We start from the raw sequence: 20,555 nt of genomic DNA on the forward strand, positions 1-20,555 counted from the left end.
GCCCCCATGCCGTTCGACAAGCCCGTCGCCTCCGCACCGGCCGCCGTCCGGCTGCCGCTCTCGGTAGCCCAGCGGGACATCTGGACGGCCCACCTCCTCGACCCCACCGGCATCAAGTACAACGTCGGCGAGTGCCGGGAGATCCAGGGCCCGGTCGACCCGGAGCTGATGGCGGCCGCCTGGCGGCGCCTGGTCGACGAGGCCGACTTCCTCCGGATCCGCGGCTTCGAGGACGACGGCGAACAGGTCTGGCAGCTCCTCGACGCCGACGCCGGCGACCGCACGCTGGCCTTCACCGACCTCAGCGGGGCCGCCGACCCCGAGGGCGCGGCCTGGGACCTCATCGACGTGCTGATCGGCACGCCCTTCGACCTCGCCGCCGAGGCCCCGGTCCGCTGCGCGCTGATCAAGCTGGCGGAGGACCGCTTCTTCTACTTCTACGGCTTCCACCACCTGGTCGTCGACGGCGTCGGCGTCTCCATGGCCCTGGCCCGGCTGGTCGAGCTGTACGAGCGGGCCGTCGCGGGCGAACCGTGGGGCGACACCCCGTTCGGCACCCTCGCCGAACTCCTTGCCGAGGACGCCGCCTACCGCGCCTCCGACGAGGCCGCCTCCGACCTCGCCGCCTGGCGCGCCCACCTCGCCGACGCCCCCGACGCGCCCGCCGGCCTCGTCCGGGGCCGCGACCGGGCACCCTCCGCACACGGCGGACTGCCATTCGCCCGCCGCAGCGTCCCCGTCTCCGCGGCCGACGCCGAGCGCCTGCGCACCGCGGCCCGCGCCGCCCGCGTCTCCTGGTCCGTGCTGCTCGTGGCGCTCTTCGCCGCCTACCTCCAGCGCGTCACCGGCCGCCAGGAGCTGATGATCGCCCTGCCCGTCACCGGCCGCACCACCCGCGCCGCCCGCAGCACCCCCGGCATGATGTCGAACGTCGTGCCGCTGCGCCTCCGGGTCCGCCCCGAGGACCGCCTCGCCGACCTGGTGCGCACGGTGTCAGCCGAGGTGAAGCACGGCCTGCGCCACCAGCGCACCCGGTACGAGGACCTCAGCCGCGAGGCCGGTGTCATCGACGGCACCCGCCGCCTCGCCACGCCGGTCCTCAACATCATGGGCTTCCACGCCGAACTGACCGTCGGCGGCCACCCCACCGTCAACCACAACGTCAGCAACGGACCCGTCGACGACCTCAGCGTCGCCGTCCTCGACCTCGGCCCCGCCCAGGGCCTCCGCATCGACTTCGACACCCCGGTCCAGGACGTCGACCCGGCCCTCGTCACCGCCCACCAGGAGCGCTTCACCGCCTTCGTCACCCGCTACCTGGAGGGGACGGCTCAGGCCCTGGAGGCCCTGGAGGCCCCGGAGGACGTCACCGTCACGGGCCTTCCGCTCCTCGCCGACGACGAGCGCGCGCTCCTCACCGGCGCCTGGGCCGGACCCGTCGCGCCGCCGGTCGAGACCACCCTCGTCGCCCGCTTCGAGGAGCAGGTACGCCGCCACGCCGACCGCCCCGCCCTGATCGACGCCGCCGGCACCGTCACGTACGCCGAACTCAACGCCTCCGCCAACCACCTCGCCCGCGAGCTGCGCGACGCCGGCCTCGGGCGCGGCGCCATGGCCGGTGTCCTGCTGGAGCGGGGCGTCCCCTTCGCCACCGCCCTCCTCGCCGTCCTCAAGACCGGCGCGGGCCACGTCCTCCTCGACCCCGACTTCCCCGAGGAGCGGCTCCGCTCGGCCGCCACCGACGCCGGGATCACCCACCTCGTCACCACCGCGGCCCTCGCCGCCCGCGCCGACGGCCCCTGGACCGTCACCCACGCCGGACGACGCCCCGGCCCGGACGCCGTCGCCGACGACCTCGGCGTGCCGATCAGCCCCGACGACCCCGCCTGCCTCATGTTCACCTCGGGCTCGACCGGCCGCCCGAAGGCCATCCTGTCCTCGCACCGCAACCTCGTCGCCACCCTCATCGGCCAGCCCTACCTCCCCACCGGCCCCGACGAGGTCTACCTCCAGTGCTCGCCGGTCTCCTGGGACGCTTTCAGCCTGGAGTTCTGGGGCCCGCTCCTGCACGGCGGCTCCGCCGTCCTCCAGCCCGGCCAGAAGCCCGAACCGGCCCTCGTCACCGAGCTGTCCCGCCGCCACGGTGTCACCACGCTCCTGCTCTCCGCGACGCTCTTCAACTACCTCACCGACGAGCACCCCGAGGCCTTCGAGACCGTCACCACCGCCTTCACCGTCGGCGAGGCCGCCTCCCCGGCCCACGTCCACAAGCTCCAGCGGCTCAAGCCCGGCATCAGCGTCCTGAACGGCTACGGCCCCGCCGAGGTCATGATCTTCGCGACGACCCACACGGTCGAGCCCGGCGAGCACCCGCACCCGTCGATCCCCGTCGGCACCCCCCTCGTCAACAAGCCCGCCTACGTCCTCGACGCCCGCCTCGACCTCTGCCCGCCGGGCGTCACCGGCGAGTTGTACGTCGCGGGCGACGGCCTCGCCCACGGCTACCTCGGCCGGCCCGACCTCACCGCCGCCCGCTTCGTCCCGGACCCCATCGGCACCACCCCCGGCGGCCGGCTCTACCGCACCGGCGACCTCGCCCGCTTCGACGCCGACGGACGGATCGTGTACGAGGGCCGGGCCGACGACCAGATCAAGATCCGCGGCTTCCGCATCGAGCCCGGCGAGACCGAGGCCGTCCTCCTGTCCCACCCGAACGTCACCCAGGCCGTCGTCACCGTCCACGAACAGCGCCTGGCCGCCTACCTCGTGACCGAAGGCGACGACACCCCCGACCCCGAGGACATCCGCGCACACGTCGCCGCGCGACTCCCCGAACACCTCGTCCCCACCTACGTCACCGTCCTCGACCGCCTCCCCGTCACCCCCAACGGCAAGATCGACAAGCGCGCCCTGCCCGCCCCCACCGCCCTCCTGACCGCCCGCCGCGCCCCGCGCGACCGCACCGAGGAGACCCTCGCCGCCCTCTACGGCCTGACCCTCGGCACGGACCCGGACACGATCGGCATCGACGACAGCTTCTTCGCCCTGGGCGGCCACTCGCTGCTCGCGGCCCGCCTGACCAACCGCGTCGCGGAGACCCTGGGCGTGCGGCTGACGATCCGGGACGTCTTCGGGAGTCCGACGGTGGCCGGGCTCGCGGAGCTGATCGCGGAGCGCGGTGGCGAGACCTCGGGCGCCTCGGCCCTCCCGGCGCTGGTGCCGGGGGAGGGCGACGGCGAGCTGGTCCCGGCGTCGTACGCCCAGCGGCGGTTGTGGCTCCTGGCCCAACTGGACGGCGGGAGCGCCGCGTACAACGTGCCGACGGTGGTGCGGTTCGGGGGCGCCGGCCTTGACCTCGGCGTGCTGGAGTCCGCGCTGAACGACGTGGTGGAGCGGCATGCTCCGCTGCGGACGGTGTTCGAGGCGGTGGACGGGGAGCCGTTCCAGCGGGTCCTTGCCCCGGAGCGGGCGCGGTTGACGATCGAGCGGCGACGTGTGGACGCCGACGACCTCGACGCCGGCCTCGCCGAAGCGGCGGGACGCGCGTTCGACCTGGGGTCGGAGACCCCCGTACGGGCCACCGCCTTCCAACTCCCGGACGAGTCCGTCGTATTGGCGCTCGTTCTGCACCACATCGCGACCGACGGTCTGTCGAACGGGGTGTTCTTCGCCGATCTGGAGCAGGCCTATGCCGCTCGTGCGGCGGGCGAGGTTTCGGCGGGGGAGGGGCCGGTCCTGGAGCCGCTGGTGGTGCGGTACGCGGATTATGCGGCCTGGCAGCGGCGCGTCCTTGGCGCGGCCGACGAGCCCGAGAGTCTGCTCGGGCGCGAACTGGACTTCTGGCGACAGGAGTTGACCGCCCTCCCTGAGGGCCACGGGCTCACGCTCGACCGCCCCCGGCCGGTACGTGCCTCGCACCGGGGCGGTCAGGTCGAGCTCGACCTCGGCGCCGACCTCTTCCAGCGGGCGAAGCAGCTCGCGAAGGCGGAGGGCTGCACGCCCTTCATGGTGGTGCACGCGGCGCTGGTGGCGGCTCTGTCGCGGTTGGGGGCGGGTGCGGATCTGGCGATCGGTTCGCCGGTCGCCGGGCGGAGCGACGAGGTCCTGAACGGTCTGGTCGGGTTCTTCGTGAACACCCTGGTCCTGCGCACGGACAGCTCGGGCGACCCGACCTTCCGTGAACTCCTCGCCCGTGTCCGTACGGCCGACCTGGACGCTTTCGCCCACCAGGAGGCTCCTTTCGACCTGGTCCTGGAGGCCGTCAACCCGACCCGGACCCTCTCCCGGCACCCCCTCTTCCAGATCTGCCTGACCCTGGAGAGCGGCGCCGAGGCCGCCAAGCCGCTCGCGCTCCCCGGAGTCGCACCGGCACCCATGGAGAAGATCACCAGCGGCTCCGCCAAGTTCGACCTGGAGTTCTTCCTCCGCTCCGACGACGAGCACGGCCTGCGCGCCACCGTCCTCTTCGCCGCCGACCTCTTCGACGAGGAATCGGTCCAGCGCATGACGTCGGTGCTCGGACAGGTCCTCCACCACGCCCTTGTCGAGCCCGGAGCGCCCCTCTCCGCCCTGGAGATCCTGACTTCGGAGGAGCGGGAGCTGCTGACCGGTCCGTGGGCTGGGGCCAAGGCGCCGGGTGCGGGGGAGGGTTCGCTGGTCGGGCGCTTCGAGGAGCAGGTGGCGAGGGTCCCCGGGCGGACGGCCCTCGTCGACGGTGAGCGCAGGATTTCGTACGCCGAACTCAACGTCTCCGCCAACCGGCTGGCCCGCCACTTGGTCGAACGGGGCCTGGGGCGCGGTGACATGGCGGGGGTTCTGCTGGAACGCGGTGTGGACTTCGCGGTCGCGGTCTTGGCGGTCACGAAGACTGGTGCCGGATATACCTTGCTCGACCCGGAGTTCCCGGACGAGCGGCTGCGCGCTGCCGCTACGGACGCGGGTATTGGTCTGCTCGTCACGGACGCCGGGCGGGTGGACGGACCGTGGGAGACCGTTGTCTGCGCACCCGAGGAGCTCTCCGGTCTCTCGGGGGAGAACCTGGGCATGGCGCCTACCGGGGATGACGTGGCCTGCGTGATGTTCACGTCGGGCTCGACGGGCCGGCCGAAGGGGATTCTGTCGTCGCACCGGAATCTGGTGTCGACGGTGAGTGGGCAGTCGTACGGCCGGTTCGGTGATGGGGAGGTGTTCCTTCAGTGCTCGCCGGTTTCGTGGGATGCGTTCAGTCTGGAGTTCTGGGGTGCGTTGCTGCACGGTGGGACGTCGGTGCTTCAGCCGGGGCAGCGGCCTGAGCCGGTGCTGATCGAGGAGCTGTCGCGCCTCCACGGGGTGACGATGCTCCAGCTCTCCGCGAGCCTCTTCAACTTCCTTGTGGACGAGCACCCGGGTGCCTTCGACGCCGTCACAGTGGCCTACACGGGAGGGGAGGCCGCCTCCCCGGCGCATGTGCGCAAACTCCAGCGGCTCAAGCCCGGCATCGAGGTCGTCAACGGATACGGCCCGGCCGAGTCCATGGGCTTCACCACCACGCACGCCCTTGAGGACGGGGACGCGGGGGAGGTGGCGGTCCCGATCGGAACGCCCCTGGTCAACAAGGGTGCCTACGTCCTGGATCCGTATCTGAACCTCTGCCCGCCCGGTGTGACCGGCGAGCTCTACCTGAGCGGCGAGGGGCTGGCCCACGGTTACCTCGGCCGGCCCGACCTGACGGCCACCCGTTTCGTCCCGGACCCGTTCGGCGGCACCGGGACGCGGCTCTACCGCACGGGCGACTTGGCGCGCTTCGACCGAGAGGGTCGGCTGGTCTACGAGGGCCGCGCGGACGACCAGATCAAGATCCGCGGTTTCCGGGTCGAGCCGGGCGAGACCGAGGCCGCGCTGCTGACCCACCCGCAGGTCAGCCAGGCGGTGGTGACCGTGCACGACGAGCGGCTGGCCGCTTACCTGGTGGTGGAGGGTGAGGCGGTGGCGCCGGAGGACGTGCGGCGGCATGTCGCCGACCGGCTGCCCGAGCACTTGGTCCCCAGCCACGTCACCGTACTTGACCGGCTGCCCCTGACCCCGAACGGAAAGATCGACAAGCGGGCTCTGCCCGCACCCGCCGCGCTCTCCAGCGGCGGGCGGGCGCCTCGTACCCCCCTCGAAGAGACCGTCCTCGACCTCTTCACCCGCACCCTCGACACCTCCACCGCCCTCACCATCGACGACGACTTCTTCCACCACGGCGGCCACTCCCTCCTCGCGGCCCGTCTGACGAACAGGGTCGCCGAGGCCCTGGGTGTACGGCTGACGATCAGGGACGTCTTCGGGCGGCCGACGGTGGCCGGGCTCGCGGAGCTGATCGCGGAGCGCGATGGCGGGACGACGGGTTCGGGTCTGCTCCCGGCGCTGGTGCCGGGGGAGGGTGACGGTGAGCTGGTCCCGGTGTCGTACGCGCAGCGCCGGTTGTGGCTGCTGGCCGAGTTGGACGGCGGGAGCGCCGCGTACAACGTGCCGATGGTGGTACGTCTCGACGGCGCCGGTCTTGACGTCGGCCTGCTGGAGTCCGCGCTGAACGACGTGGTGGAGCGGCACGCGCCGCTGCGGACGGTGTTCGAGGCGGTGGACGGGGAGCCGTTCCAGCGGGTCCTGGCCCCCGAGCTCGCACGGCTCACGATCGAGCGGCGACGTGTGGACGCCGGCGGGCTGGACGCCGGGCTCGCCGAGGAGGCCGGGCGGGTCTTCGACCTGGCGTCGGAGCTCCCGGTCCGTGCCACGCTCTTCCGGCTCGCCGACGACTCGGCGGTCCTGTCCCTTGTCCTGCACCACATCGCGACCGACGGTCTGTCGACCGGGGTGTTCTTCGCCGATCTGGAGCAGGCCTATGCCGCTCGTGCGGCGGGCGGGGGCGTATCGGCGGAGGGGCCGGTGCTTGAGCCGCTGGTGGTGCGGTACGCGGATTACGCGGCCTGGCAGCGGCGTGTCCTCGGCGCGGCCGACGAGCCCGAGAGTCTGCTCGGACGCGAACTGGACTTCTGGCGGCAGAACTTGAACCGCCTTCCCGAGGACCACGGGCTCACGCTCGACCGTCCGCGTCCGCTCACCGCCTCGCACCGGGGCGGGGAGGTCGCGGTCGACTTCGGGCCCGGCGTCTTCGAGCCGATCACGGCCCTTGCGAGGGCGGAGGGCTGCACGCCCTTCATGGTGGTGCACGCGGCTTTGGTGGCGGCTCTGTCGCGGTTGGGGGCGGGTGCGGATCTGGCGATCGGTTCGCCGGTCGCCGGGCGGAGCGATGAGGTGTTGAACGGTCTGGTTGGGTTCTTCGTGAACACGCTGGTGCTGCGGACGGACAGCTCGGGCGATCCGACCTTCCGTGAGCTGCTTGCCCGTGTCCGTGGGGCCGATCTGGACGCTTTCGCTCACCAGGAGGCCCCCTTCGACCTGGTCCTGGAGGCCGTCAACCCGACCCGGACGCTGTCCCGGCACCCCCTCTTCCAGATCTGCCTCGGACTCGACCTGGGCGCAGTGCCCGAGCTGGACCTCCCCGGTGTCACCGCCGCTGTCTCCGGTGCGGGCAACGGCTCAGCCAAGTTCGACTTGGAGTTCCTGCTCCGTTCCGACGACCGGCGCGGGCTGCACGGCGCGGTGCTCTATGCCGCCGACCTGTTCGACGCCGAGACGGTACGGCGTATGGGCGCTGTCCTCGGCCGCGTACTGGAGCAGGTCCTGGCCGACCCGGGCTGCCGGCTCTCCGCGCTGGAAGTCCTGGCGCCCGAGGAGCGGGCGCTGCTGACCGGTCCATGGGCCGGGACCAAGGCGCCGGGGGCGGGGGAGGGTTCGCTGGTCGGGCGCTTCGAGGAGCAGGTGGCCCGGGTCCCCGAGCGGACGGCGCTGGTGGTCGGTGAGCGGACCATCTCGTACGCGGAACTCAACGTCTCCGCCAACCGCCTGGCCCGCCATCTGGCCCAACAGGGCCTGGGGCGTGGTGACATGGCGGGTGTGCTGCTCGACCGGGGTGTGGACTTCGCGGTCGCGGTCCTCGCGGTCACGAAGACCGGCGCCGGATACACCCTGCTCGACCCGGAGTTCCCGGACGAGCGGCTGCGTGCCGCCGCCACGGATGCGGGTATCGGTCTGCTCGTCACGGATGCCGGGCGCGCCGCCGTCGGGCGGGTGGACGGACCGTGGGAGACCGTCGTCTGCGCACCCGAGGAGCTCTCCGGCCTCTCTGGAGAGAACCTGGGCATGGCGCCCACCGGGGATGACGTGGCCTGCGTGATGTTCACATCGGGATCGACCGGCCGGCCGAAGGGGATTCTGTCCTCGCACCGGAATCTGGTGTCGACGGTGAGTGGTCAGTCGTACGGCCGGTTCGGTGATGGGGAGGTGTTCCTCCAGTGCTCGCCGGTGTCGTGGGACGCGTTCAGCCTGGAGTTCTGGGGCGCGCTGCTGCACGGCGGGACGACGGTGCTTCAGCCGGGGCAGCGGCCTGAGCCGGTGCTGATCGACGAGCTGTCGCGCCGCCACGGCGTGACCATGCTCCAGCTCTCCGCGAGCCTCTTCAACTTCCTCGTCGACGAGCACCCGGGTGCCTTCGGCACCGTCACCGTCGCCTACACCGGCGGCGAGGCCGCCTCCCCGGCGCACGTCCACAAGCTGCACCGACTCCGGCCCGGCATCGAGATCGTCAACGGCTACGGGCCCGCCGAGTCCATGGGCTTCACCACCACCCACCCCGTCGAGTCCGCCGACCGGCCCCACACCCTCGTCCCCATCGGTGTCCCGCTCGTCAACAAGGGTGCCTACGTCCTGGACGGCTCCCTCAACCTCTGCCCGCCCGGCGTGACTGGTGAGCTCTACCTCACCGGTGACGGCCTCGCCCACGGCTACCTCGGCCGGCCCGACCTCACCGCCACCCGCTTCGTCCCCGACCCCTACGGCCCGCCCGGCACGCGTCTCTACCGCACCGGCGACCTCGTCCGCTTCGACCGGGACGGGCGGCTCGTGTACGAGGGCCGGGCCGACGACCAGATCAAGATCCGGGGCTTCCGGGTCGAGCCGGGCGAGACGGAAGCCGCGCTCTTGGCTCATCCGCTGGTCTCCCAGGCAGTTGTGACGGTCTATCAGGAGCGGCTGGCCGCTTACCTGGTGGTCGAGGGGGAGGGTGTTGCCCCGGAGGACGTGCGGCGGTACGTCGCCGACCGGCTGCCCGAGCACTTGGTCCCCAGCCACGTCACCGTGCTCGACCGGCTGCCCCTGACCCCGAACGGAAAGATCGACAAGCGGGCTCTGCCCGCCCCGGCCGCGCTCTCCAGCGGCGGGCGGGCGCCGCGTACGCCTCTCGAAGAGACCGTGCTCGATCTCTTCACCCGCACCCTCGACACCTCCGCCACTCTGTCCGTCGACGACGACTTCTTCCACCACGGCGGCCACTCCCTCCTCGCGGCTCGTCTGACGAACCGCGTCGCCGAGGCCCTGGGTGTACGGCTGACCATCAGAGACGTCTTCGGGCGGCCGACGGTGGCCGGGCTCACGGAACTGATCGTGGAGCTGCTCGCGGAGCACGGCGGCGGGACGACGGGTTCGGGTCTGCTCCCGGCGCTGGTGCCGGGGGAGGGCGATGGCGAGCTGGTCCCGGTGTCTTACGCGCAGCGCCGGTTGTGGCTGCTGGCCGAGTTGGAGGGCGGGAGCGCCGCGTACAACGTGCCGACAGTGGTGCGGTTCGGCGGTGACGTGGACCTGGACGTGTTGGAGTCCGCGTTGAACGACGTGGTGGAGCGGCATGCTCCGCTGCGGACGGTGTTCGAAGCGGTGGAGGGAGAGCCGTTCCAGCGGGTCCTGGCTCCCGAGCGGGCACGGCTCACCATCGAGCGGCGCCGGACCGACGCCGACGGCCTCGACGCCGGCCTTGCCGAAGCGGCGGTACGCGTCTTCGATCTGGTGTCGGAGATTCCTGTCCGCGCCACTGTCTTCGAACTTCCCGACGGGTCCGTCGTGTTGGTGCTCGTCCTGCATCACATCGCGACCGACGGCCTGTCGAACGGGGTGTTCTTCTCCGATCTGGAGCGGGCCTATGCCGTTCGCGCGGCGGGCGGGGGCGTATCGGCGGAAGGGCCGGTGCTTGAGCCGCTGGTGGTGCGGTACGCGGATTACGCGGCCTGGCAGCGGCGGGTCCTCGGCGCAGCCGACGAGCCCGAGAGCCTGCTCGGCACCGAACTGGCCTTCTGGCGGGACCGCCTGGCGGCCCTCCCCGAGGACCACGGGCTCACGCTCGACCGTCCGCGTCCGGTCACCGCCTCCCACCGGGGTGGGGAGGTCGCGGTCGATTTCGGGCCCGGCGTCTTCGAGCCGATCACGGCCCTCGCGAGGGCGGAGGGCTGCACGCCCTTCATGGTGGTGCACGCGGCTTTGGTGGCGGCTCTGTCGCGGTTGGGGGCGGGTGCGGACCTGGCGATCGGTTCGCCGGTGGCCGGCCGGAGCGACGAGGTCCTGAACGGTCTGGTCGGGTTCTTCGTGAACACGCTGGTCCTGCGGACGGACAGTTCGGGCGACCCGACCTTCCGCGAACTCCTCGCCCGTGTCCGTACGGCCGACCTGGACGCCTTCGCCCACCAGGAGGCCCCCTTCGACCTGGTCCTGGAGGCCGTCAACCCGACCCGGACCCTGTCCCGGCATCCCCTCTTCCAGATCTGCCTCGGACTCGACCTGGGCGCAGTGCCCGAGCTGGACCTCCCCGGTGTCACCGCCGCTGTCTCCGGTGCGGGCAACGGCTCAGCCAAGTTCGACTTGGAGTTCCTGCTCCGTTCCGACGACCGGCGCGGGCTGCACGGCGCGGTGCTCTATGCCGCCGACCTGTTCGACGCCGACACGGTACGGCGCATGGGCGCCCTCCTCGGCCGCGTACTGGAGCAGGTCCTGGCCGACCCGGGCCGCCGGCTCTCCGCGCTGGAGGTCCTGGCGCCCGAGGAGCGGGAGTTGCTGACCGGTCCATGGGCCGGGGCCAAGGCGCCTGGTGCGGGGGAGGGTTCGCTGGTCGGGCGCTTCGAGGAGCAAGTAGCGCGGGTCCCCGAGCGGACGGCTCTCGTAGATGGTGAGCGGACCATCTCGTACGCCGAACTCAACCTCTCCGCTAACCGCCTGGCCCGCCATCTGGCCCAACAGGGCCTGGGGCGTGGCGACATGGCGGGCGTGCTGCTCGATCGGGGTACTGACTTCGCGGTCGCGGTGCTCGCCGTGCTGAAGACCGGGGCCGCCTACACCCTCCTCGACCCCGACTTCCCCGACGAGCGGCTGCGTGCCGCCGCCGCCGACGCGGCCATCGGCCACCTCGTCACCTCTCCGGCCCTGGCCGCCCGCGCCGAAGGCCCCTGGACGGTCACTCACGCCGACGACCTGCCGGCGGACCTGGCCGCCGACGACCTGCGCGTACCGCTCGGACCCGACGACCCCGCGTGCCTCATGTTCACCTCCGGCTCCACCGGCCGGCCGAAGGGGATTCTGTCCTCGCACCGGAATCTGGTGTCGACGGTGAGTGGTCAGTCGTACGGCCGGTTCGGCGAGGACGAGGTGTTCCTTCAGTGCTCGCCGGTGTCGTGGGATGCGTTCAGCCTGGAGTTCTGGGGCGCGCTGCTGCACGGTGGGACGTCGGTGCTCCAACCGGGGCAGCGGCCTGAGCCGGTGCTGATCGAGGAGCTGTCGCGCCGCCACGGCGTGACCATGCTCCAACTCTCCGCTAGCCTCTTCAACTTCCTCGTCGACGAGCACCCGGGCGCCTTCGATACCGTCACCGTCGCCTACACCGGCGGCGAGGCCGCTTCCCCGGCGCACGTCCACAAGCTGCACCGACTCCGGCCCGGCATCGAAGTCGTCAACGGATACGGCCCGGCCGAGTCCATGGGCTTCACCACCACGCACGCCCTCGACGAGGGGGATGCGGGGGAGACTGCGGTCCCGATCGGAACGCCCCTGGTCAACAAGGGCGCTTACGTCCTGGACCCGTATCTGAACCTCTGCCCGCCCGGTGTGACCGGCGAGCTCTACCTGAGCGGCGAGGGGCTGGCCCACGGCTACCTCGGCCGGCCCGACCTCACCGCCACCCGCTTCGTCCCGGACCCGTTCGGCCGCACCGGCACCCGTCTCTACCGCACGGGCGACCTGGCGCGCTTCGACCGAGAGGGTCGGCTGGTCTACGAGGGCCGGGCCGACGACCAGATCAAGATCCGCGGCTTCCGGGTCGAGCCGGGCGAGACAGAGGCCGCCCTCCTGACCCATCCGCTGGTCTCCCAGGCCGTCGTGACGGTCTATCAGGAGCGGCTGGCCGCCTACCTGGTGGTCGAGGGGGAGGGCGTCGCCCCGGAGGACATCCGGCGGCATGTCGCCGACCGGCTGCCCGAGCACCTGGTCCCCAGCCACGTCACCGTGCTCGACCGGCTGCCGCTTACCCCGAACGGGAAGATCGACAAGCGGGCTCTGCCCGCCCCGGCCGCGCTCTCCAGCGGCGGGCGGGCGCCCCGTACACCTCTCGAAGAGACCGTTCTCGACCTCTTCACCCGCACCCTCGACACCTCCACCGCCCTCACCATCGACGACGACTTCTTCCACCACGGCGGCCACTCCCTCCTCGGAGCACGGCTCACCAACCACATCGCCGGAGCCCTCGACGTGCGGCTCACCGTCCGTGACGTCTTCCAGCACCCCACCCCGGCCCGGCTCGCCGCGCACATCGACTCCCTCAGGACCGCTCCGGCCCGGAAGGCGCGCCCTGCCCTCCGCCGCCGCACCGCAACGGATCGGATCAGCTCATGAGCACCCACGCCACCCCCGCCTTCACCTCCGCGCCCGAGGACGTCGTCTGGGACTTGCCCGGCGACGCCCCGCACCGCCTGTCCCTGCTCGTGCTGCCGCACGCCGGCGGCAACGCCCACGCCTACAGCGCCTGGCGCGAGCAGCTCCCGGCCGACGTGCGGCTGCTCGTCGGGCAGTACCCGGGCCGAGGCGCCCGCTACTGCGAGGACCTGCCCGGCTCCGTCGACGACCTCGCCCTTCCCGTCGTGGACGCCCTCCCCGGCGACACCGGCCCGCTGGTCGTCCTCGGCCACAGCATGGGCTCCCTCGTCGCCTTCGAGGTGGTCCGGGCGCTCCAGGCCGCCGGCCGCACCCCGCTCGGCCTCGTCGCCTCCGCCTGCCGGGCGCCCGTCCTGCCCAACCAGGCCCCCGTCCACCCCGAGCGGCTCGACGACGACGAGCTGGTCGCCTCCATCAAGGAGCGCGGCGGCACCGACGACGGCATCCTCGACGACCCGGAGCTCCGCGAGATCGTCCTGCCGTCCATCCGCGCCGACTTCGCCATCGACGACGCCTACCAGTGCACCGCCCCCGACGTGCGGCTCGACTGCCCGGTGGCCGTCTTCGGCGGCGACGTCGACCCGATCGTGCCGGTCGGCCTGCTCGACGGCTGGGCGCTCGTCGCCGGAAACGACGTCGTCCCGGTGGTGCTCCCCGGCGACCACTTCTACTTCCAGCAGGACCTGGCCGGCTTCTTCGCCCGCCTCAACCCGGTCCTCGACTCCCTCCAGGGCGCGCCCGCCACCGCCGCCTGACCGCCCTCCAGGACTTCCCCGGGCCTCGCAGCGGCCCGAAACCCGCCCCGCCCCCACCCCGTGAACCACAGGAGCCCCGCCATGACCACCTTCGCCCCGCACCCGGCCACCACCGAGGACGGCATCACCGTCGTCCGCGAGCCCGGCAAGCCCGCCCTCATCCAGGTCCCCCGCCACGAGACGACGGCCGAGGCCACCGCCTGGCTCACCGCCCGGCGCGCCGACATCCAGGCCGAACTGCACCGCTCCGGCGCCGTCATGCTCCGGGGCCTGCCCGTCACCGACGCGGCCAGTTTCGCCGAGGCGCGGGACGCGCTGATCGCCACCCGCGCCGGATACAAGGAGAAGGCCACCCCGCGCACCGACTTCGGCGAGGGCGTCTTCTCCTCCACCGACCTGCCGGCCATCCAGCCGATCCGCCTCCACAACGAGAACAGCTACACCCTGGACTTCCCCGGCGTCCTGCTCTTCGGCTGCGTCACCGCCCCCGAGACCGGCGGCGCCACCACCGTCGGCGACATGCGGCGCGCCCTCGCGCTCCTCCCGGACGAGCTGGTCGCCCGCTTCACCGAGGCCGGCTGGCTCCTCGTCCGCAACTACTCCGACCTCGCGGGCATGCCCTGGCGCAAGGCCTTCTCCTCGGAGGAGCCGGCCGGCGCCGAGGCCTACTGCGACGAGCACGCCATCGGCTACGAATGGCTCGACGAGGACACCCTGCGCACCCGCCAGCTCCGCTCCGCCGTCATCACCCACCCGGTCACCGGCGAGCGCGCCTGGTTCAACCACTTCGCCTTCTGGAACGCCCGAGGCCTCGACGACGACGTCCGCGAGGTCCTCACCGAGACCTTCGGCGCCGACGGCCTCCCCTTCGACACCCGCCTCGGCGACGGCACCGCCCTCACCGACGCCGACGTCGACACCATCATCGCCGCGTACGAGGCCGTCACCGTCCGCGAGACCTGGCAGGACGGCGACCTGATGCTCGTCGACAACATCCTCTGCGCCCACGGCCGTGAGGCGTACACCGGCGCCCGCAAGATCCTCGTCGCCATGGGCGAGCCGGTGCCGCTCGCCGACTGCGCCCCGACCGTCGCCCCCTCCGCCACCCCGTACGGAATGTGAGCCCCGCCATGACCGCCGTCCTCCCCGAGCCCGCCACCCTCGCCGCGCCCGAAGCCGCGCAGCCCGCCCCGGTCACCGGACCCGCCGACTGCGCCTGCGCCGCCTGCGCCACGGGCACCGGCCACGCCGACCTCCTCGCCCGGCTCGCCACCGCCCCCGGCGGCCGTACGGCGGTGGTCGCCGCCGACCGCAGCCTCAGCTTCGACGAACTGCGCGCCGAGGCCGGCGCCTTCGCCGCCCGCCTCACCGCCCTCGGCGTCGGCCCGGAGAGCGTCGTCGCGCTCTGCCTGCCGCGCGGCGCCGGGCTCGTCACCGCCCTCATCGGCACGCTCACCGCCGGCGCCGCCTACCTGCCGGTCGACCCCGCGCTCCCCGCCGACCGCCGCCGCTACCTCGTGGAGGACTCCGGCGCCGACCTGGTGGTCCTCGACGCCCCCGGTGACTCCCCGGCGCCCGGCGCCCGCTCCGTCACCCTCGCCGAGCTGACCGCGACGCCCGACACCGACGCCCCCTACCGCCCGGCGCCCGTGACCGCCGGCACCCTCGCCTACGTCATCTACACCTCCGGCTCCACCGGCCGCCCCAAGGGCGTGGAGATCGGGCGCGGCGCCGCCTCGCTGCTCCTCGCCGAGCTGGAGGGCGTCGGCGCCGCCACCGGAGAGGCCCGCCGCGTCGGCTGGAACGCCTCCCCGTCCTTCGACGCCTCCGTACAGCAGTGGGTACGGGTCTGCCGGGGCGACACCCTCGTCATGATCGACGAGGAGACCCGCCGCGACCCGGCGCTCCTCGCCGCCTTCATCGACGCGCAGGGCCTCACCGACCTCGACATCACCCCCTCTCACGCCGACCCGCTGCTCGACCTGCTCACCCCCGGCGGCGGCCCCCGCCCGCTGACCCTGCTCGTCGGCGGCGAGGCCATCGGGCCGGCCCTGTGGGACCGGCTGGCCGCCGCCCACACCTCCGGCCTGCTGCGCGCCCTCAACGTGTACGGGCCCACCGAGACCACCGTCGACGCCACCGCCGGCTGGATCGACCGCCCCGGCGAGGCGCACATCGGCACCGTTCTGCCCGGCCTGCGGATGCGCCTCCTCGACGAGAAGCTGAACCCGGTCGCCCCCGGCGAGGCGGGCGAGCTGTACCTCGCAGGCCCCCGCGTGGCCCGCGGCTACCGCAACCGGCCCGTCCTCACCGCCGAGCGCTTCCTCGCCGACTCGGCCCCCGACGCCGCCGACGGCGACCGCATGTACCGCACCGGCGACCGCTGCCGCCTCCTCCCGGACGGCCGGCTCGGCTACCTCGGCCGCGCCGACGGCCAGATCAAGCTGCGCGGCCACCGCATCGAACTCCCCGAGATCGAGGCGGCCCTCACCCGCCAGGACGCTGTCGCCGAAGCCGCCGTCGTCCTCGGCGAGGACGCCTCGGGCAGCCCGGCCCTGATCGCCTACCACCGGGGCGGCGACCCGGAGGCCCTCCGCACCGGCCTCGAGGCCGCCCTCCCCGCGTACATGCTGCCCGCGGCCTTCGTCCCGGTGGAGCGCTTCGCCACCACCCCCAGCGGCAAGCTGGACCGCTCCGTCCTGCCGACCCGTGTCGAGGCGCCCGCAGCCCCGGCGGACACCGTCTCCGGCCCGGGTCTGGAGGGCCGCGCCGAGGAGCTCATCGGCCGGGTGTGGAAGGAGGTCCTCGGCGCCGCCTCCATCGGGCCCGACGACAACTTCTTCAAGCTGGGCGGCCACTCCCTGCTCGCCATCAAGCTGGTCTCCCGGGTCCGCGCCGAACTCTCCGTCGCCCTGCCGGTCAAGGCCGTCTACGCCAACCCCCGGCTGCGGGACCTCGCCGCCCGCATCGAGGAACTGACGGCCGCGCGGGACGCCTGAGCGCCGGCCCGCCCGGCCCGACCGGCGCACCCCGACCGGCCCGCCCGGCGCACCCCGCCCTCCGCCACCGGCCCACCCCACCCGTTCCGCCACCCACGAGGAGCAGCAACCGTGATCCCCCTGTCCTATGCCCAGCGTCGGCTGTGGTTCCTGAACCGCCTGGAGGGTTCCTCGGCGGCCTACAACGCGCCCGTCGTCCTCCGGCTCGCGGGGCGTCCGGTCGCCTCGGTGGTGGAGGCGGCGCTGCGGGACGTGGTGGAGCGGCACGAGGTGCTGCGGACGGTGTATCCGGCGGTCGACGGGGAGCCGCGTCAGGAGATCGTGGCGGATCCGGCGGTGCCGGTGGAGGTCGTCGCGCTCGGGGCGGACGACGTCGACGCCGCGGTCACCGAATTCGCACGGCGCCCGATCGACGTCAGCCGTGAACTTCCCCTGTGCGTACGTCTCTTCGAGGTGGCGGGAGCGGGTGACGGCGCCGTCCTCGTGCTCTCCGTGCACCACATCGCCACCGACGGCTGGTCCGTGGGCTGCCTCCTCCGCGACCTCGACACCGCGTACACGGCCCGCGCCGAGGAGCGGGCGCCGGAGTGGGAGCCGCTGCCGGTCCAGTACGCCGACTACGCCCTCTGGCAGCACGACATGCTGGGGGACCCCGCCGACCCCGACAGCACCGCCCACGAGCAGCTCGCCCACTGGCGCGACGCGCTGGCCGGCATCCCCGCCGAGACCCGGCTCCCCGCCGACCGCCCCCGCACCGCCGAGCCCACCCACGCGGGCGCCGCCGTCACCGGCGAGCTCGACGCCACCGTCCACCGGGCGCTCGCCGGTGTCGCGAAGGAACGACGGGCCAGCTTCTTCATGGTCGTACGGGCCGCCCTCGCGCTCGCGCTCCAGGCGGCCGGAGCCGGAACCGACCTCGTCGTCGGCACCCCCGTCGCGGGCCGCCCCGAGGAGGACCTGCACGACCTCGTCGGCTTCTTCGTCAACACACTCGCCCTGCGCACCGATCTGTCCGGCGACCCCACCCTCGGCGAGCTGCTCGGCCGTGTCCGGGACGCCGACCTCGCCGCCTTCGCCCACGAGGACCTGCCCTTCGACCTCCTCGTCGAGGACCTGAACCCCGAGCGTTCCCTCGGCCGCCACCCCTTCTTCCAGGTCATGGTCAGCGCCCAGACCCAGGACGAGCAGGACCTGAGCGTCGGCGGCATCCCCGCCACCCTCCTGGGAGCCGACCTGGCCACCGCCAAGTTCGACCTCAGCTTCCACTGCCTGGAGCGGAGCGACACCGCCGGAGACCCCGGCGGGCTCACGCTCGTGCTCCAGTACGCCACCGAGCGGTACGACGAGACCACCGCCCACCTCCTCCTCGGCCTCTTCGGGCGCGCGCTCACCGAGCTCGCCGAACGGCCCGAGCACACCCGGCTGAGCGACATCGCCCTGCCGACGGAGGACGAGCGCGCGGGACTCGACCGCCGCTACCGCGCCCTGGCCGACGCCGCCACCGCGGCGGAGGCCAGGGCGGCGGCCGAAGCGCGGGACGAGGCCCGCCGGCGGGGCGACGACGGCCGGGCCAAGGGCTCCGGCCCCCAGGCCGCCGACCCGCGCGAGGAGATCCTGCGCGGTCTCTTCGCCGAGATCCTGGGCCGGGACGAGGTCCTGGACGGGGACAACTTCTTCAAGCTGGGCGGCCATTCGCTGCTCGCCGGGAAGCTGACCAACCGGATCCGGGGTGCCCTCGGGCTCCAGGCCGCGATCAAGGACGTCTTCCTCGCGCCGACCCCCGGGCAGCTGCTGCGCCGCCTCGGCGAACAGGGCGGCGGACCCGTCAGGCCCGCGCTCCGCCCCGTACCGGAGGCGCTGCGACCGGCCCGTATCCCGCTGTCGTACGCCCAGCGCAGGCTGTGGTTCGTCAACCGGCTCGAAGGGCCCTCCGCCACCTACAACATCCCCGTCGTCACCCGGCTGCGGCGACCCGTCGAGCCCGCCCCGCTCGCCGCCGCCCTCGCCGACGTCGCCGAGCGCCACGAGGTGCTGCGCACGGTCTACCGGGCGGCGGACGGCGAGCCGTACCAGCTGGTGCTCGACGACGCCCGGCCCGTACTCGACCGGATCCTGGCCGGCGGGGACGCGGAGGTACGGTCGGCCGTCGACGCCGCCGTGGGGCACGTCTTCGACCTCGTCGCCGAACTGCCCTTCCGCGCCACGCTCGTCACCGGCGACGACGGGCGCCAGACCCTCGTGCTCCTCACCCATCACATCGCCGGGGACGGCTGGTCCACCTCCTGCCTGCTCGCCGACCTCGACACCGCGTACCAGGCCCGCGCGGCCGGGCGGGCGCCCGAGTGGGAGCCGCTGCCGGTCCAGTACACCGACTACACCCTCTGGCAGCGCGAGCTCCTCGACGGCGAACACGGCCTCGCCGAGGCGCAGCTCGCCCACTGGCGCACCGCCCTCGCCGGGCTGCCGCCGCTCATCGCCCTGCCCACCGACCGGCCCCGCCCGCTGGAGAGCGACGGCGCGGGAGCCCTCACCGGCTTCGAGGTCTCCGCCGCCACCCACCGGGCCCTGCTCCGCTGCGCCCGCGCCCAGGGCGCCACCCTCTTCATGGTGGTCCAGGCCGCCCTCGCCACGCTCCTCGGCCGCCATGGCGCCGGGACCGACGTGGCCCTCGGCACCACCGTCGCCGGACGCGCCGACGACGCCCTCCACCCGCTCGTCGGCTTCTTCGTCAACACGCTGGTGCTGCGCACCGACATCTCCGGCGACCCCGCCTTCGCCGACCTCGTCCGGAGGGTCCGCGAGACCGGGCTCGCCGCCTACGGCAACCAGGACCTGCCCTTCGACCGGCTCGTCGAGGACCTGAGCCCGCAGCGGTCCGCCGCGCACGCACCGCTGGTGCAGGTGATGCTCCAGGTGCACGCCGCGGCGACCCCTTCCTCGGGCGCGTCGGACGCGTCCCGTCCCTCGGCGCTGGAGGGCGAGCCGGTCGGGTTCCGGGGGACCGGTGCCAAGAGCGACCTCACCTTCGCGCTGACCGAGCGCGCCGACGCCGAAGGCACGCCCGCCGGGCTCACCGGCGCCCTGGAGTACGCCACCGCGCTCTACGACGAGGAGACCGCCCGGCTGCTCGCGCAGCGCCTCGTCGCGACGCTCGACGCCTTCGCCGCCGACCCCGGACTCGCGCTCTCCGCGCCGGAGTACGGGACGCCCGCGCCGCTCGGCGCCGGGACCGTCCTCGACGAACGCGGCCGCCGGGCGCCGGCGCGGGTGCCCGGCGAGGTGTACGAGCCGAACCCCGGCGGGGGGCTGCGCGCCACCGGCCGCAGGGCGTACGCCACCGCCGACGGCTCCCTGCGTGCCGTCGCGACCCTCACCGTCGCCGGATATCCCGTCGAGCCCGGCCGCGTGGAGGACGTCCTCCACGGCCACCCGGCCGTGACCCGCGCGGTCGTGGAGGTCCGCGACGAGCGCCTGTACGCCACCGTCACCCGGGCCGCCGGTGCGCGGGCCACGGCGGAGGAGCTGCGCGACTGGGCCGCCGAGCGGCTGCCCGAGTACCTGGCGCCGGCCCGGATCGAGATCGCCGGACAGCCGTCGGGCGGGCGCCCGTCCGCCGAGGGCGACTCCGCCGCCTCGTCGCGGGAGGCGAGGCTGCTCGGCCTCTTCCGGGACGTCCTCGGCGGGCGGCCGCTCGGCAGCCACGACAACTTCTTCAAGAACGGCGGCCACTCGCTCCTCGCGGTCCGCCTCCTCAACCGCATCCGCGCCGAGTTCGGCCAGGACCTCACCCTCAGAGACGTCTTCCGCAACCCCACGGCCGCCTCCCTGTCCCGCCGCCTCACCACCCCCGAGGCACCCACGCCCCACCCGGGCCCGAAGCCCCCTGTACCGACCCCGGGCCGGCCCGCGCCGTCGGCGCCCGCGCTGAAGCGGCGTACCCGGGCGGGGAGCCGGCAGGGAGGGTGAGGGGGGCGGGTGC

At 73.5% G+C, this 20,555-nt stretch carries 5 protein-coding genes; all 5 read left to right on the forward strand.

Translation table 11 applies throughout. From position 1 onward, the window contains the following. Positions 1 to 6: 6 nt before the first annotated feature. The 5 genes from ABTZ54_RS00795 (at position 7) to ABTZ54_RS00815 (ending at position 20,542) form a co-directional block, all read left to right on the forward strand. Positions 7 to 12,783 (forward strand): non-ribosomal peptide synthetase, encoded by a 12,777-nt coding sequence (locus tag ABTZ54_RS00795; protein WP_351655063.1) that lies wholly within the window; start codon positions 7 to 9, stop codon positions 12,781 to 12,783. Continuing rightward, complete coding sequence (locus tag ABTZ54_RS00800) at positions 12,780 to 13,577, forward strand: thioesterase II family protein (RefSeq protein WP_351655066.1); 798 nt, start codon at positions 12,780 to 12,782, stop codon at positions 13,575 to 13,577. Before ABTZ54_RS00795 ends, ABTZ54_RS00800 begins: the two co-directional genes overlap by 4 nt. An 81-nt stretch (positions 13,578 to 13,658) precedes the next feature. Next, positions 13,659 to 14,699 carry a TauD/TfdA family dioxygenase gene (locus ABTZ54_RS00805; protein ID WP_351655071.1) on the forward strand — a complete coding sequence of 347 codons (1,041 nt, stop codon included), beginning with the start codon at positions 13,659 to 13,661 and terminating at the stop codon, positions 14,697 to 14,699. Between the two features lie 8 nt (positions 14,700 to 14,707). Beyond that, a complete protein-coding gene (locus ABTZ54_RS00810) occupies positions 14,708 to 16,576 on the forward strand; it encodes a non-ribosomal peptide synthetase (RefSeq protein ID WP_351655074.1) in 1,869 nt (622 codons plus the stop codon). 111 nt (positions 16,577 to 16,687) lie between these two features. After that, entirely contained in the window at positions 16,688 to 20,542 is a 3,855-nt protein-coding gene (locus ABTZ54_RS00815; protein ID WP_351655077.1) for a condensation domain-containing protein, read from the forward strand. The last annotated feature ends 13 nt before the right edge of the window (positions 20,543 to 20,555 follow it).

This window comes from Streptomyces sp. NPDC094032 (assembly GCF_040303965.1).
GTDB lineage: Bacteria > Actinomycetota > Actinomycetes > Streptomycetales > Streptomycetaceae > Streptomyces.